The sequence below is a fragment of the Mycobacterium tilburgii genome, from assembly GCF_902168065.1.
Classification (GTDB): Bacteria; Actinomycetota; Actinomycetes; order Mycobacteriales; family Mycobacteriaceae; genus Mycobacterium; species Mycobacterium tilburgii.
Genome location: NZ_LR655701.1, coordinates 24957 through 40773, shown reverse-complemented (window position 1 = coordinate 40773; position 15817 = coordinate 24957). Strand labels below are relative to the sequence as shown.

The following is a 15817-nucleotide window of genomic DNA, read 5'->3' as shown; positions in this document are numbered from 1 at the left end:
CAAAGTACAACCCGAATGGCCTGAGAAGTGCTCGGGAGCGTCGAAAATGGGCGTCACAGGTCGTCGCGGGTGGGCGCCGCGCAACGCCCAAGAGCGAAAGCGAGTAAATCGGCATGAGGCGGCTGGACCACATCGTGTTGTGGACGAAGAATTCGCGGACGGCGATGGATTTCTATACGCAGGTGGTCGGCCTGGCGCCGGTGCGGTTCGACGAGTTCGAGGCCGGCGAGGCGCCGTTTCCGAGCGTGCGGGTGTGCGAGGACTCGATTATCGACCTGGTGCCGCTGGCCGACGCCGCCGCCAGCGAGCTGCTGACGAAGGTCCCGGGCAGCGCCGGTCATCCAGTCAATCATGTGTGCCTGGCGCTGTCGAACACCGAATACGATGCGCTGGACCGGCGCCTGCGCGACGCGGGGGTGGACACCAGCGCCCGCCTGACCTGCAGCTACGGCGCCCGGGGCTGGGCCCCGCAGGTGTTCTACTTCTGCGACCCCGATAGCAATGTGATCGAAGTCCGCCATTACGCCTAGCACCGCGGGCGCGCGAACTCGATTTGCCGTGCTCCGGATTGCGGGGGATGTCGGCTCGGGAACCCGCCGCTCGTTGTCCGGGTCGCACAGTCGTGACCGCTGCGCTCCAGCATTACCGGAGCTAGCGGTAGCCTGAACTTTCCAGCTGCGTGTATCGGAAGGACCTGGCCGAAACGGCCGATGATTGATGAACCGGAAAAACGTGATCCGCACAGTCACGGCGATCGCTGTTGTAGTGCTGCTCGGCTGGTCGTTCTTCTATTTCAGCGACGACACCCGCGGCTACAAGTCCGTTGACACCTCGGTGGCGATGTCCCAGATCAACGGGGACAACGTCAAGAGCGCGCAGATTGATGACCGTGAGCAACAACTGCGGTTGACCCTGAAGAAGGGCAACAGCGACACCAACAACTCCGACAAGGTCATCACCAAATACCCCAGCGGCTACGCCGTCGACCTGTTCAACGCGTTGAACGCGAAGAACGCTAAGGTCAGCACGGTCGTCAACGAGGGCAGCATCCTTGGTGAGCTGCTCGTGTACGTACTGCCGCTGCTGTTGCTGGTGGGCCTGTTCGTCATGTTCTCCCGCGTGCAGGGCGGCGCCCGGATGGGCTTCGGGTTCGGCAAGTCGCGCGCCAAGCAACTCTCCAAGGACATGCCCAAGACCACCTTCGCCGACGTTGCCGGCGTCGACGAGGCGGTCGAGGAGCTCTACGAGATCAAGGACTTTCTGCAGAACCCGGCGCGCTATCAGGCGCTGGGCGCCAAAATCCCCAAGGGCGTGCTGCTCTACGGCCCGCCCGGGACCGGAAAGACTCTGCTGGCGCGCGCGGTGGCGGGGGAGGCCGGGGTGCCGTTCTTCACGATCTCCGGCTCCGACTTCGTCGAGATGTTCGTCGGCGTCGGCGCTTCCCGCGTGCGTGACCTTTTTGAGCAGGCAAAACAGAACAGCCCGTGCATCATTTTCGTCGACGAGATCGACGCCGTCGGCCGCCAGCGCGGCGCCGGCCTGGGTGGCGGTCACGACGAGCGCGAACAGACGCTCAACCAGTTGCTGGTCGAGATGGACGGCTTCGGGGACCGGGCCGGCGTCATCCTGATCGCCGCGACCAACCGGCCCGACATTCTGGACCCCGCCCTCTTACGGCCCGGCCGCTTCGACCGGCAGATCCCGGTGTCCAACCTCGACCTGGCCGGCCGCCGCTCCGTGCTGGCCGTGCACTCGAAGGGCAAGCCGATCGCGCCCGATGCCGACCTCGACGGTCTGGCCAAGCGGACCGTCGGCATGACCGGGGCCGACCTAGCCAACGTCATCAACGAGGCGGCCCTGCTGACCACCCGCGAGAACGGCACCGTGATCACCGGGCCCGCCCTCGAGGAGGCGGTGGACCGGGTGATCGGCGGTCCACGTCGCAAGGGCCGGATCATCAGCGAGCAGGAGAAGAAGATCACCGCCTACCACGAAGGCGGGCACACCCTGGCGGCGTGGGCGATGCCCGACATCGACCCAGTGTACAAGGTGACGATCTTGGCGCGTGGCCGCACCGGCGGCCACGCTGTCGCGGTGCCCGAGGAGGACAAGGGCCTGCGCACCCGCTCGGAGATGATCGCGCAGCTGGTGTTCGCGATGGGTGGACGCGCGGCCGAGGAACTGGTGTTTCGTGAGCCGACCACCGGCGCGGTGTCCGACATCGAACAGGCCACCAAGACCGCGCGAGCGATGGTCACCGAATTCGGCATGAGTTCCAAACTCGGTGCCGTCAAATACGGGTCGGAGCACGGCGACCCCTTCCTGGGGCGCACCATGGGCACTCAGGCAGACTACTCGCACGAGGTCGCGCGCGACATCGACGACGAGATCCGCAAATTCATCGAGGCGGCGCACACCGAGGCCTGGGAGATCCTCACCGAATACCGCGACGTTCTCGACACGCTGGCCGGCGAGCTGCTGGAAAAGGAAACCTTGCACCGCCCGGAGCTGGAGAAGATCTTCGCGGACGTCGAAAAGCGGCCCCGGCTCACCATGTTCGACGATTTCGGTGGCCGGATTCCGTCGGACAAGCCGCCGATCAAGACGCCGGGTGAGCTCGCCATCGAGCGTGGCGAGCCGTGGCCGCAGCCGGTCCCCGAACCGGCGTTCAAGGCGGCCATCGCGGCAGCCAGCCAGGCCGCCGAGGCGGCGCGGGCAGAGTCTGACCGAAAAGCTCACGGCACCAACGGTTCTCACGGCGGCCGGCGGCCGCCCGGGCCGCAGCGGCCCCCTCAGCCCGACTATGGTGCCCCGGCCGGCTGGTATGCGCCGGGTTGGCCGCCGCCGCAGCAGCCCCAGGGGCACTGGTATCCGCCTGCACCGCAACCTCATTGGCCGCAACCGGCACCGAGTTATCCGAGCCAGCCGGGCCGGGGTCATGCCCAGGACCAGCCAGCGTATCCGCCCTACCCCCCACCCGGTCAGCCCAGCCAAGATCCGGGAAGGCCACCCGATCAGCCGGATGACGACGTCAGTCGGTCCAACCCGCCGGCCCGCGGCTGACGAACGGAGGATTCGATGGCTTTGCCGAGTCTGGGGCCGGATACGCGCACCGCGCCGCATCTTGTACGGGCGTTCGATCAGTCACGCGCCGAGGCGGCCATCCGCGAGCTGTTGTACGCGATTGGCGAAGACCCGGATCGCGACGGGCTGCGGGACACACCAGCCCGGGTGGCGCGCGCGTGTCGGGAGATGTTCTCCGGTCTCTACACCGACCCCGACGCGGTGCTCAACACCATGTTCGACGAAGACCACGACGAGCTGGTCATCGTCAAAGAGATCCCGCTGTACTCGACGTGTGAACACCACCTGGTCTCGTTCCACGGCGTGGCCCATGTGGGCTACATCCCGGGCCCGGACGGCCGGGTCACTGGATTGTCGAAAATCGCTCGGCTGGTTGACCTTTACGCCAAACGGCCGCAGGTACAGGAGCGGCTGACCAGCCAGATCGCGGACGCCTTGGTGAAGCGGCTCGACCCCCGCGGGGTGATCGTCGTGGTCGAGGCCGAGCATCTGTGCATGGCGATGCGCGGTGTCTGCAAGCCCGGCGCCACCACAACCACCTCGGTGGTGCGCGGGCAGTTCAAAACCGACGCCGCCTCTCGAGCCGAAGCACTCGACCTCATCCTGCGTAGATGAGTCCGCTGCCTGTGCAGGTGGTCGGGGTGGTGAACGTCACTGACGACTCATTCTCGGACGGCGGGCGCTACCTCTGTGCCGACAGCGCCGTCGCGCACGGCCTGGCATTGGCCGCCGACGGCGCGGGCATCATCGACGTGGGCGGGGAGTCGACCCGTCCGGGTGCCATCCGAATCGACCCCAGGGTGGAGAGTGCGCGCATCGCGCCCGTTGTCAAAGGGCTTGCCGCACATGGTCTCACCGTGAGCATCGACACTATGCACGCCGAGGTCGCACGGGTGGCGCTGGAAAACGGGGCGCGGATCGTCAACGATGTCTCCGGCAGGCGCGCCGACCCCGCGATGGCCCCGCTGGTGGCCGAGGCCGGTGTGCCCTGGGTGCTGATGCACTGGCGATCGGTATCGGCCGACCACCCGCACCGGGCCCCGCATTACCGAGACGTGGTGGCCGACGTGCGCGCCGAACTGCTGGCCGGTGTCGATGACGCGGTGGCCGCCGGGGTCGACCTGGCGAAGCTGATCATCGACCCGGGCCTGGGATTCGCGAAGACGGGACAGCAAAATTGGGCGCTGCTGCACGGCCTGCCCGAACTGGTGGCGACCGGGATCCCGGTGCTGCTGGGTGCTTCGCGGAAACGGTTCCTCGGTACGCTGTTGGCCGGACCGGATGGGTCGCCGCGACCGCCCGACGGGCGCGAAACGGCGACGGCGGTGATATCCGCGCTGGCTGCCCTGCACGGAGTCTGGGGTGTGCGAGTGCACGATGTGCGGGCCTCGGTCGACGCTCTCAAGGTCGTCGGTGCCTGGACGCGACACGGAGCGGACTGAAGGCGATGGCTGACCGAATAGAATTGCGTGGCTTGACAATTCGCGGACACCACGGTGTTTTCGCGGCCGAGCGGAGCAACGGTCAGGAATTCGTCATCGACATCGTGGTGTGGATCGACCTGGCCGACGCCGCCGCCAGCGACGACCTGGCCGACACCCACGACTACGCCGCCCTGGCGCAGCGTGCCGCCGACATCGTCGCCGGGCCGCCCCGGAACCTGATCGAGACAGTGGGCGCCGAGATCGCCGAGCATGTGATGGCCGACGACCGGGTGCACGCCGTCGAGGTCTCGGTGCACAAGCCACAGGCCTCGATCCCGCAGCAGTTCGCCGATGTCGCGGTGGTAATCCGGCGGTTGCGGCGGGGTGGTCGCGGCTCGGTGATCCTGGCGGGCTGGGTGTGATGACGCGCGCCCGCGACGACGCAACGCGAAGCGATGAGGTGGGTGCATGCACCCACAACTGTGCGGTACCCCCACCCGCTCGCGGGGGAAAGCGGCGCACATGACCAGGGTCGTCCTGTCCATAGGGTCTAACCTGGGAGACCGGCTGGCGCGGCTGCAGTCGGTGGTGGACGCGCTCGGTGACGCGCTGGTGGCGGTGTCCCCGGTGTACGAGACGGCGCCGTGGGGACGGGTGGAACAGGGGCCGTTCCTCAACGCGGTGCTGATCGCCGACGACCCGACCCTGGACGGTCAGGGTTGGTTGCGCCGGGCCCAGGGCTTCGAACGGGCCGCAGGCCGTATCCGCGGTGAGCGCTGGGGGCCGCGCACCCTGGACGTGGACCTGATTGCTTGTTATGCGGCGGCAGGCGAAGTGCTCAGCCGGGAAAACAACCTGACACTGCCGCACCCGCTGGCCCACCTGCGCGCCTTCGTAATGGTGCCCTGGCTGGCCGTCGACCCAGATGCGCGGCTGACCCTGGCCGGCGGGCCGCGCCCGGTCGCCGAGCTGCTGGCCGAACTCGACCCCGCCGATCAGCAGGCAGTCCGGTTGACCAGGTGGATATTGCGCCGCCCCACCGAATCCCCGGAGTCGACGAGCTAATGGGGCCGACCAGGAAGCGGAACCTCACGGTTGCGGTGGTCGGAGCTGCGGTATTGAGTTATCTGATCCACGGGTTGTTCCGCTTTTTTCCGCCCGTGACCGTGTGGACCGGCCTGTCGCTGCTCGGCGTCGCGATCGCCGAGGTGCTGTGGGCGCGCTACGTCCGGACCAAGATCAGCGACAGGGAAATCGGGGCCGGCCCCGGTTGGCTACACCCACTCGCGGTGGCCCGCAGCGTGACGGTCGCCAAGGCCTCGGCCTGGGTGGGCGCGCTGGTGCTGGGCTGGTGGACCGGGGTGCTGGTGTTCTTCCTGCCGCGTCGATCCTGGTTGCGAGCCGCCGCGGAGGACACCACGGGGACGGTGGTGGCCGCGATCAGCTCGCTGGCGCTGTTGGTCGCCGCGCTGTGGCTACAGCATTGCTGCAAGTCCCCGCAAGATCCGACCGAACGCGGCGGGGGAGCGGAAAGCTAGACTGGGTCTAGGTTGCCTGGCGCCCCGGACGGTCCCCACCACGGGCAAACGGCGGCTCAACCCAGGTGAGAATCGCCGGACTGACGCGACACGCGGAATGACATCGCACAGGTACAGTCAGGCCATGACCGTTCTGTCCCGCGGCGCCCGGGGTCGGCGCGGCGGCCGCAGGCCGGGGTGGGTGCTCTTGACGGCGTTGCTGGTCCTTGCGATGGGGGCCAGTTCCGCACTGGTTTTCACCAATCGCGTGGAACTCCTCAAGCTCGCTGTGATCCTGGCGCTGTGGGCCGCAGTCGCCGGCGCCTTCGTGTCCGTGCTGTACCGGCGTCAAAGCGATGCCGACCAGTCACGGGTGCGCGACCTCAAGCTGGTCTACGACCTGCAGTTGGACCGGGAGATCTCGGCGCGGCGCGAATACGAGCTGACCGTCGAGGCTCAGTTGCGCCGCGAGCTTGCCTCCGAGATCCGCGCCCAGGCCGCCGACGATCTGGCTGCTCTGCGCGCCGAAGTGGCGGCGTTGCGGACTAGTCTGGAGATTCTGTTCGACACCGATCTCGAGCAGCGGCCCGCGTTGGAGAACGTCGACACCGAGACGCCGCCCACCCAGGCATACAGCGACTGGGATCGCCACGGCGAAGCCACGGGGGTCGATTGGGTCACCAGCGACCGGGTCACCTCGGTCCGGCAGGGCCGCCCGGTGGACGCCGCGAAGCCTCGGACCGACGAATCGGCGATCATCGACGTCCCCGAGGTGGGGGAGTTTCCGGTTGCGGCCGCGAGTGCGGGTCCGCCGCCGCCCCGGTTCCGTGACCGGGACCACTCCCCGTACGACGGCGCGCAGGACGCGCGCTACGTTGCCGAACCGCAGGCCCAGTATCCTGAGACGCCGCCCTTCGTGCCGCCGCCGATGGCCGCGCCCGCCGAAGCCGAGCGATTCGCGCCCCCGCAGTGGCAGCCGCCACCGGCGCCGCAGCCCGAATCGGCGTTGACCGACTGGCAGTCGGTCAACGCCGACGGGCTCTGGCTGCCCTCCGGCACGCCGGGGAGCAACTGGGCCGGTAGCGGGCCCGTGAGCGAGTCCCGGAGCCAGCCCCTTAGCCAGCCCGACGTCGCGAGTGGCGGCCGGCGGCGTCGCGCTCGCCATGGCTCCGCCGACGACGTGCTGGGCGTTTCGCTGGACGGTGGTGTCGCCGAGCCGCCGACGCCGCCGGCCGTGGAACCCTGCCGCAGGGCCCGCTCGCGGCACTCCGCGGAATACCGCGACTACAGCGTCCGCAATTTTTTGGGCTCCGAGCAGCCCTCAGATCGAGCCACCGACCAGGCCCCGGGCCGGGCCGGCGGCTTACCCCCACCCACGCCCCAGCCACCGGCGCCGTCGTTCCCTCGGCCGGCGCCCCAGGAGGTGCCCCCGCCGCGGCTGGCGCGGCCGTCCACGCCACGCCACCAGGGCTCCGATGACGACCACGGCAGCCCCGATACCGGCCTGCGCACCGGCGGCCAATCGGTTGCTGACCTGTTGGCGCGGCTGCAGGTGCAGCCGTCCGGGGGCGGCCGGCGCCACCGTCGGGAAGACTGAGCTGGGAGCTTCCTCACATTGGGGCTACGTGCCCGATCGATTACGGTCTTAGTGACCGTCCGGTACCCGACGCCAGCCAAAAGTGGACCGGAACGCACGAACGAATAATGTGAGGTCGTCTGCGATGGGGCAGTTGGACGGCTTGCGCCCCGCCAGACTCAAGGTGGGCATCATTTCGGCCGGTCGGGTGGGCACCGCTCTGGGCGTGTTGCTGGAGCGCGCTGACCACGTCGTGGTGGCGTGCGCCGCGATTTCCCGCGTGTCGCGGCAGCGAGCCGAACGCCGGCTGCCCTACACCCCGGTCGCCCCGCCGCAGGACGTTGCCGCGGCCGCCGAACTGCTGTTGCTGGCGGTGCCCGACAGCGAGCTCGCGGGTCTGGTGACCGGGCTAGCGTCGACCTCGGCGGTCCGCCCCGGCACGATCGTGATGCACACCTCGGGCGCCAACGGAGTCGGCATTCTCGCTCCGCTGACCGACCACGGCTGCCTACCGCTGGCCATCCACCCGGCGATGACCTTTACCGGCTCCGACGAGGACATCAGCCGGCTGCCGGACAGCTGCTTCGGCATCACCGCGGCCGACGACGTCGGCTATGCGATCGGGCAGTCGCTGGTGCTGGGGATGGGCGGCGAACCGTTCCGGGTCCGCGAAGAGGCGCGCATCCTCTACCACGCGGCGCTGGCGCATGCGAGTAACCACCTGGTGACCGTGCTCGCCGACGCCCTCGAGGCGTTGCGGGCGGCGGTCCGCGGCACCGAACTGCTCGGCCAGCAGCTGGTCGACGATCAACCCGGCGGCGTCGCGGAACGCATCGTCGGGCCGCTGGCCCGCGCGGCGCTGGAGAACACGCTGCAACGTGGCCAGTCCGCCCTCACCGGGCCGGTCGCCCGCGGTGACGTGGCCGCGGTCGCCGGGCACCTGCGGGCGCTGGCGGGGGTCGACCCGGAGCTGGCGCAGGCGTACCGGGAGAACGCGCTGCGGACAGCGCGCCGCGCGCATGCGCCGCAGGAGGTCGTGGAGGTGCTGGCCCGATGAGCTTCACGACAGCCAGGCCACCGGCATTCCAGCCGGGAGAACTCAATGTGTACGCGGTGCCGCGCGAGATGTCCGACGTGAGCCGCGCGCTGCGGCACACCGGGCGCCGGGTGATGCTGGTGCCGACAATGGGAGCGCTGCACGAGGGACATCTGGCACTGGTGCGGGCCGCCAAGCGGGTGCCCGGGTCGGTGGTCGCGGTGTCGATCTTCGTGAACCCCTTGCAATTCGGCGCCGGGGAAGACCTCGATGCCTACCCGCGCACGCTCGACGACGACCTGGCGCTGCTGCGCGGAGAGGGCGTGGAGATCGTGTTCGCACCGACCGCCGCGGCTATGTACCCCGACGGCCTGCGCAGCACGGTACAGCCCGGCCCGCTGGCCGCCGAACTCGAAGGCAGGGTCCGCCCAACACATTTCGCCGGTGTGCTCACCGCCGTCTGCAAGCTGCTGCAGATCGTGCGTCCCGATCGAATCTTCTTCGGCGAGAAGGATTATCAGCAGCTGGTCCTGATCCGGCAGATGACCGCCGACCTGAACATCGACGTGCAGGTGGTCGGGGTGCCGACGGTCCGCGAATCTGACGGGCTGGCGATGTCGTCGCGTAACCGCTACCTGGACACCTCCCAGCGCGAATTGGCGACGGCACTGTCGGCGGCGCTGCTGGCTGGCGCGCACGCCGCGGGCGCCGGCCAGCAAGCCGCGCTGAACGCCGCGCGCGCCGTGCTCGACGCGGTACCCGCTGTCGCCGTCGACTACCTGGAGTTGCGCGATGCGGACCTGGGCCCACCGCAGGTCGGCCGGCCCGGCCGGCTGCTCGTCGCCGCCCGGCTGGGCAGCACCAGGCTGCTGGACAACATTGCGATCGACATCGAGGCCACGCCGGCACCTTTCGGGTGTACACCCATGAAACAACTTGGAGGAACTGATGTTAAGGACGATGCTCAAGTCGAAGATCCACCGCGCCACGGTCACCCAGGCCGATTTGCACTACGTCGGCTCGGCGACCATCGACGCCGACCTGATGGACGCGGCGAACCTGCTCGAGGGTGAGCAGGTGACCATCGTCGACATCGACAACGGTGCCCGGCTGGTCACCTACGCGATCACCGGTGAGCGCGGTACCGGCATCATCGGGATCAACGGCGCCGCCGCGCATCTCGTACATCCGGGTGATCTGGTGATCCTCATCGCCTACGGCGCGATGGAGGACGCCGAGGCGCGGGCGTATCAGCCGCGCATCGTGTTCGTGGACGCCGACAACAAGCAGATCGACCTGGGATAGCGATCCGGCGTTCGTGCCCGACGGCGTCGACGAACTACTCGACCCACGCATCGGTGTGCGATAGCCGTGCTGCTGGCGATCGACGTCCATAACACCCACACCGTCGTCGGGCTGATCTCCGGTGCGAAGGAGCACGCAAAGGTCGTGCAGCAGTGGCGGATCCGCACCGAATCGGAAATCACCGCCGACGAGTTGGCGCTGACCATCGACAGCCTGATCGGCTATGACTCCGAGCGGCTGAGCGGGGCAGCGGCGTTGTTGACTGTCCCTTCGGTGCTGCACGAGGTGCGGGTGATGCTCGACCAGTACTGGCCGTCGGTGCCGCACGTGTTGATCGAGCCCGGCGTGCGAACCGGTATCCCGCTGTTGGTCGACAACCCGAAAGGGGTCGGTGCCGACCGAATCATCAACTGCCTGGCAGCTTTTCATAAGTTTGGAAAGCCGTGCATCGTGGTGGACTTCGGTTCCTCGATTCTGCGTGGACGTCGTGTCGGCCAAGGGTGAATTCCTCGGTGGCGCGATCGCGCTCGGCATCCAGGTCTCCTCGGACGCCGCCGCGGCCCGCTCGGCCGCGCTGCGCCGGGTCGAGCTCTCCCGGCCCCGCTCGGTCGTCGGCAAAAACACCGTCGAGTGTATGCAGGCCGGCGCCGTGTTTGGATTCGCTGGCCTGGTCGACGGTCTGGTGGGCCAGGTTCGCGCCGACGTGGATGGCTTTTCCAGGGACGACGTCGTGATAGTGGCCAACCGGGCACACCGCGCCGACGTTGCTGTCGGAGCTGGAGACTGAGACCTACTATGACCAGCACCTGACGTTGCACGGGCTGCGGCTGGTCTTCGAGCGCGATCGGGACGCGCAGCGCGGCCGGCTGAAGACCGCGCGCTGACGTTCCCGCGCGGCGTGCTGACGTGGGTGTGCGGGCTGGGCGGCCCCGCGCGGCGTGTCGCCGCCGCCATTGCCCATGTGACGCCGCCGGTGCACTCGATGCGTGCTGCGGCCGCCGTGCGAGGTCATTTAAGCTGGCACCGTCGTGAGTACAGCCGATCAAGACCTTCCCGAGCAGTTCCGGATTCGCCGGGATAAACGTGCTCGGCTGTTGGCCGAGGGTGTGGACCCTTATCCTGTGGCCATCGAGCGGACCCACACGCTGGCGCAGGTACGCGAGGCCCACGCCGACCTCGAGGTCGACACCGCTACCGACGACGTCGTCGGCGTGGCGGGACGGGTCATCTTCGCCCGCAATTCTGGCAAATTGTGCTTCGCGACACTGCAGGACGGCGACGGCACCACCCTGCAGGCCATGATCAGCCTGGACAAAGTCGACAAGGAGTCGCTGGATGCCTGGAAGACCGACGTCGACCTGGGCGACATCGTTTATGTGCACGGAACGGTGATCAGTTCACGCCGCGGCGAATTGTCCGTGCTGGCCGACTCCTGGCGCGTCACGGCCAAGGCGCTGCGGCCGCTGCCGGTCGCGCACAAGAAGATGAGCGAGGAATCCCGGGTGCGGCAGCGTTATGTCGACATCATCGTGCGCACGCAGGCGCGCTCGGTGACTCGCCAGCGAATCGCCGTTATCCGCGCGATCCGCAACGCGTTGGAGCGGCGCGGGTTTCTCGAAGTCGAAACGCCAATGTTACAGACGTCGGCCGGCGGTGCTGCCGCACGCCCGTTCATAACGCATTCCAATGCTTTCGACATCGATCTCTACCTGCGGATCGCGCCCGAACTGTTCCTGAAGCGATGCATCGTCGGCGGATTCGACAAGGTCTTCGAGCTAAATCGGGTGTTCAGAAACGAAGGATCCGATTCGACACATTCTTTGGAATTCTCGATGTTGGAGACCTACCAGACGTACGGAACGTACGACGATTCGGCGGTGATCACCCGAGAGCTTATTCAAGAGGTCGCCGACGAGGCGATCGGTACTCGGCAACTACCGTTACCAGATGGAAGCATCTACGACATCGACGGAGAATGGGCTTCTATACAAATGTATCCGTCGTTGTCAGCGGCGCTGGGTGAAGAGATCACACCGCAGACGACGCTCGAGCGGCTGCAGGCCATCGCAGCTCAACTCGGCCCGGACTTCCCGGAGATTCCCGACGACCGCGGCTACGGACACGGCAAGTACGTCGAGGAACTCTGGGAGCACACGGTGGGCAATACATTGACCGCCCCGACGTTCGTCAAGGATTTCCCTGTCGAGACAACACCTTTGACTCGACAGCACCGCAGCATCCCGGGTGTCACCGAAAAGTGGGACCTTTATGCACGCGGTGTCGAACTCGCGACCGGGTACTCGGAACTGAACGATCCGGTGGTCCAGCGCGAGCGTTTTGCCGAGCAGGCGCGGGCCGCCGCGGCGGGTGACGATGAGGCCATGCAGCTAGACGAAGATTTTCTCACAGCGCTCGAGTATGGGATGCCACCGTGCACCGGAACGGGAATGGGTATCGACCGGTTGTTGATGACTTTGACCGGCCTGTCAATTAGAGAGACAGTTTTGTTCCCGATTGTTCGGCCGCACTCGAGATGAAACATGTAACTCACGTTGCGCTCAGATTGAATATGCTGCGGCCATATGGCAGATTAGTGGTCGGGGAGTGGGTGCAAACTGCCCAGCAGATGCTCAGGAAGAACGCGAGGGTAAGCTAATGGCGAAAAAAGTCACCGTCACCTTGGTTGATGATTTCGACGGTGCAGGAGCCGCCGACGAAACCGTCGAATTCGGGCTTGACGGGGTGACCTATGAGATTGATCTTTCCTCCAAGAATGCCGCAAAACTCCGCAACGATCTGAAGCAGTGGATGGCGGCGGGCCGTCGTGTCGGTGGTCGCCGTCGGGGGCGTACCAGCTCGGGCCGCGGCCGTGGGGCGATCGACCGTGAGCAGAGCGCCGCGATCCGCGAGTGGGCCCGCCGTAACGGGCACAACGTGTCGACGCGCGGCCGCATCCCGGCGGACGTCATCGACGCATTTCACGCGGCCACCTAAAACAATCGGTATCCGGCGTCCGGTCGCAAGACCCGGGCGCCGGTTTCTTTTCGCTGGTGGCGAAAAGATCGCCGTCTCGCGCGGGAAACGATTTGGTGGTTTGTGTCGTTGCTTCAGTTACGGACTCTGTTAGCGGGGGATTTCCTTCGGACAGAGAGGGACACAGAGGCAACTGGGGGCAACCGGGGAGGCGGCCAAGCCTGAACGGCAAGGCACCGCAACGTTCGAACCCTGACGGGCCGACCATTACAGTGGACATCAGGTACGTACTGTCGGCCCCTGTGTCGACAATGACTGGAGTACCGATGGTGAGGGAGAGCAGGTAACCACCGATGTTCGAGAGATTTACCGACCGTGCCCGCAGGGTGGTCGTCTTGGCGCAAGAAGAGGCCAGGATGCTCAACCACAACTACATCGGCACCGAGCACATCCTGCTAGGTCTGATTCACGAAGGCGAGGGCGTAGCCGCCAAGTCGCTGGAGTCGCTTGGGATCTCGCTCGAGGGCGTCCGAAGCCAGGTCGAGGAGATCATCGGCCAGGGGCAGCAGGCTCCGTGCGGGCACATCCCGTTCACGCCGCGCGCCAAAAAGGTCCTCGAGCTGAGCCTGCGCGAGGCGCTGCAGCTCGGCCACAACTACATCGGCACCGAGCACATCCTGCTGGGGCTGATCCGCGAGGGTGAGGGTGTGGCCGCGCAGGTGCTGGTGAAGCTGGGCGCCGAACTCACCCGGGTACGGCAGCAGGTGATCCAGCTGCTGAGTGGTTATCAGGGCAAGGAGGCCGCCGAGGCGGGCACCGGCGGTCGTGGCGGCGAGTCCGGCAGCCCGTCCACCTCGCTGGTGCTCGACCAGTTCGGCCGCAACCTGACGGCCGCCGCGATGGAAGGCAAGCTGGACCCAGTCATCGGCCGCGAGAAGGAAATCGAGCGGGTGATGCAGGTGTTGAGCCGGCGCACCAAGAATAACCCGGTGTTGATCGGCGAGCCCGGCGTCGGCAAGACCGCCGTCGTCGAGGGTCTGGCGCAGGCCATCGTGCACGGTGAGGTGCCCGAGACGCTCAAGGACAAGCAGCTCTACACCCTAGACCTGGGATCGCTGGTCGCGGGCAGCCGCTACCGCGGTGACTTCGAGGAGCGGCTGAAGAAGGTGCTCAAGGAGATCAACACCCGCGGCGACATCATCCTGTTCATCGACGAGTTGCACACTCTGGTGGGTGCCGGTGCCGCCGAGGGCGCGATCGACGCCGCGTCGATCCTGAAGCCGAAGCTGGCCCGCGGTGAGCTGCAGACCATCGGTGCGACGACGCTAGACGAGTACCGCAAGTACATCGAGAAGGACGCCGCCCTGGAGCGCCGCTTCCAGCCGGTGCAGGTCGGCGAGCCGACGGTGGAGCACACCATCGAGATCCTCAAGGGTCTGCGCGACCGCTACGAGGCGCACCACCGGGTGTCAATCACCGACTCCGCGATGGTGGCGGCGGCGACGCTGGCCGACCGCTACATCAACGACCGGTTCCTGCCGGACAAGGCGATCGACCTGATCGACGAGGCCGGCGCGCGGATGCGCATCCGCCGGATGACCGCGCCGCCAGACCTGCGCGAGTTCGACGAGAAGATCGCCGACGCGCGCCGGGAGAAGGAATCGGCGATCGACGCTCAGGACTTCGAGAAGGCCGCCAGCCTGCGCGACCGGGAGAAGCAACTGGTCGCACAGCGCACTGATCGTGAAAAGCAGTGGCGCTCAGGCGATCTAGATGTGGTCGCCGAGGTCGACGATGAGCAGATCGCCGAGGTGCTGGGTAACTGGACCGGCATCCCGGTGTTCAAACTGACCGAGGCCGAGACCACGCGACTGCTGTGCATGGAGGAGGAGCTGCACAAGCGGATCATCGGCCAGGAGGACGCCGTCAAAGCCGTCAGCAAGGCGATCCGCCGCACCCGTGCGGGGTTGAAGGACCCCAAGCGCCCGTCCGGCTCGTTCATCTTCGCCGGTCCGTCCGGTGTCGGGAAGACGGAGCTGTCCAAGGCGCTGGCCAACTTCCTGTTCGGCGACGACGACGCTCTCATCCAGATCGACATGGGCGAGTTCCACGACCGGTTCACCGCGTCGCGGCTGTTCGGCGCCCCGCCAGGATACGTCGGCTACGAGGAGGGCGGCCAGTTGACCGAGAAGGTGCGGCGCAAGCCGTTCTCGGTGGTGCTGTTCGACGAGATCGAGAAGGCGCACCAGGAGATCTACAACAGCCTGCTGCAGGTTCTCGAGGATGGTCGGCTCACCGACGGGCAGGGTCGCACGGTCGACTTCAAGAACACCGTGCTGATCTTCACGTCCAACCTCGGCACGTCGGACATCTCCAAGCCGGTCGGCCTCGGGTTCACCCAGGGTGGCGGTGAGAACGACTACGAGCGGATGAAACAGAAGGTCAACGACGAGCTGAAGAAACACTTCCGCCCGGAGTTCCTGAACCGTATCGACGACATCATCGTCTTCCACCAGCTGAGTCGCGACGAGATCATCCGGATGGTTGATCTGATGGTCAGCCGGGTCGCCAACCAGCTCAAGAGCAAGGACATGGCTCTGGAGCTGACCGACAAAGCCAAGGAGCTGCTGGCAAAGCGCGGCTTCGACCCGGTGCTTGGTGCCCGCCCGCTGCGGCGCACCATCCAGCGCGAGATCGAGGACCAGCTCTCGGAGAAGATCCTCTTCGAGGAGGTCGGCCCCGGACAGCTGGTCAGGGTCGACGTCGACAACTGGGACAGCGAAGGCGCCGGCAAGGACGCGGTGTTCAAGTTTACCGGCGTGCGCAAGCCAGAGGCCGAGCCGGACCTGGCGAAGGCCGGTGCCCACGCGGCTCCCGATCCTCAGTAGCACGTCAGCAAACG

11 protein-coding genes and 4 pseudogenes are annotated in these 15817 nt (G+C 66.9%); all 15 read left to right on the top strand.

Annotated elements, in window-relative coordinates:
• Positions 1 to 113 precede the first annotated feature (113 nt).
• The 15 genes and pseudogenes from FQ389_RS07530 (at position 114) to clpC1 (ending at position 15803) form a co-directional block, all read left to right on the top strand.
• Complete coding sequence (locus tag FQ389_RS07530; RefSeq protein ID WP_144206553.1) at positions 114 to 530, top strand: VOC family protein; 417 nt, start codon at positions 114 to 116, stop codon at positions 528 to 530.
• 187 nt (positions 531 to 717) lie between these two features.
• Positions 718 to 3063, top strand: coding sequence for an ATP-dependent zinc metalloprotease FtsH (ftsH, locus tag FQ389_RS07525; RefSeq protein WP_144206551.1), 2346 nt, complete (start codon positions 718 to 720; stop codon positions 3061 to 3063).
• A 15-nt stretch (positions 3064 to 3078) separates the two neighbouring features.
• Positions 3079 to 3699, top strand: coding sequence for a GTP cyclohydrolase I FolE (gene folE, locus FQ389_RS07520; protein WP_144206549.1), 621 nt, complete (start codon positions 3079 to 3081; stop codon positions 3697 to 3699).
• A pseudogene (gene folP / locus FQ389_RS07515) lies at positions 3696 to 4539 on the top strand (dihydropteroate synthase). The gene folE and the pseudogene folP overlap by 4 nt, the downstream one beginning before the upstream one ends.
• Positions 4532 to 4930 carry a dihydroneopterin aldolase gene (folB, locus tag FQ389_RS07510; protein ID WP_144206545.1) on the top strand — a complete coding sequence of 133 codons (399 nt, stop codon included), beginning with the start codon at positions 4532 to 4534 and terminating at the stop codon, positions 4928 to 4930. The pseudogene folP and the gene folB overlap by 8 nt, the downstream one beginning before the upstream one ends.
• 100 nt (positions 4931 to 5030) lie before the next feature.
• A complete protein-coding gene (folK, locus tag FQ389_RS07505) occupies positions 5031 to 5573 on the top strand; it encodes a 2-amino-4-hydroxy-6-hydroxymethyldihydropteridine diphosphokinase (RefSeq protein WP_144206543.1) in 543 nt (180 codons plus the stop codon).
• Entirely contained in the window at positions 5573 to 6046 is a 474-nt protein-coding gene (locus FQ389_RS07500) for a DUF3180 domain-containing protein (protein ID WP_144206593.1), read from the top strand. Before folK ends, FQ389_RS07500 begins: the two co-directional genes overlap by 1 nt.
• 124 nt (positions 6047 to 6170) lie before the next feature.
• A complete protein-coding gene (locus FQ389_RS07495; protein ID WP_144206541.1) occupies positions 6171 to 7622 on the top strand; it encodes a DUF6779 domain-containing protein in 1452 nt (483 codons plus the stop codon).
• A gap of 124 nt (positions 7623 to 7746) precedes the next feature.
• Positions 7747 to 8658 carry a Rossmann-like and DUF2520 domain-containing protein gene (locus tag FQ389_RS07490; protein ID WP_144206539.1) on the top strand — a complete coding sequence of 304 codons (912 nt, stop codon included), beginning with the start codon at positions 7747 to 7749 and terminating at the stop codon, positions 8656 to 8658.
• Positions 8655 to 9586, top strand: a pseudogene (panC, locus tag FQ389_RS07485) (pantoate--beta-alanine ligase). The gene FQ389_RS07490 and the pseudogene panC overlap by 4 nt, the downstream one beginning before the upstream one ends.
• Positions 9586 to 10006 (top strand): annotated as a pseudogene (gene panD / locus FQ389_RS07480) (aspartate 1-decarboxylase). The pseudogenes panC and panD overlap by 1 nt, the downstream one beginning before the upstream one ends.
• Positions 10007 to 10008: 2 nt before the next feature.
• Positions 10009 to 10826 (top strand): annotated as a pseudogene (locus tag FQ389_RS07475) (type III pantothenate kinase).
• 144 nt (positions 10827 to 10970) lie between these two features.
• Positions 10971 to 12479, top strand: coding sequence for a lysine--tRNA ligase (gene lysS / locus FQ389_RS07470; protein WP_144206535.1), 1509 nt, complete (start codon positions 10971 to 10973; stop codon positions 12477 to 12479).
• Between the two features lie 118 nt (positions 12480 to 12597).
• Positions 12598 to 12936 (top strand): histone-like nucleoid-structuring protein Lsr2, encoded by a 339-nt coding sequence (gene lsr2 / locus FQ389_RS07465; protein ID WP_144206591.1) that lies wholly within the window; start codon positions 12598 to 12600, stop codon positions 12934 to 12936.
• A gap of 332 nt (positions 12937 to 13268) precedes the next feature.
• Complete coding sequence (gene clpC1, locus FQ389_RS07460; protein WP_144206533.1) at positions 13269 to 15803, top strand: ATP-dependent protease ATP-binding subunit ClpC; 2535 nt, start codon at positions 13269 to 13271, stop codon at positions 15801 to 15803.
• Positions 15804 to 15817 lie beyond the last annotated feature (14 nt).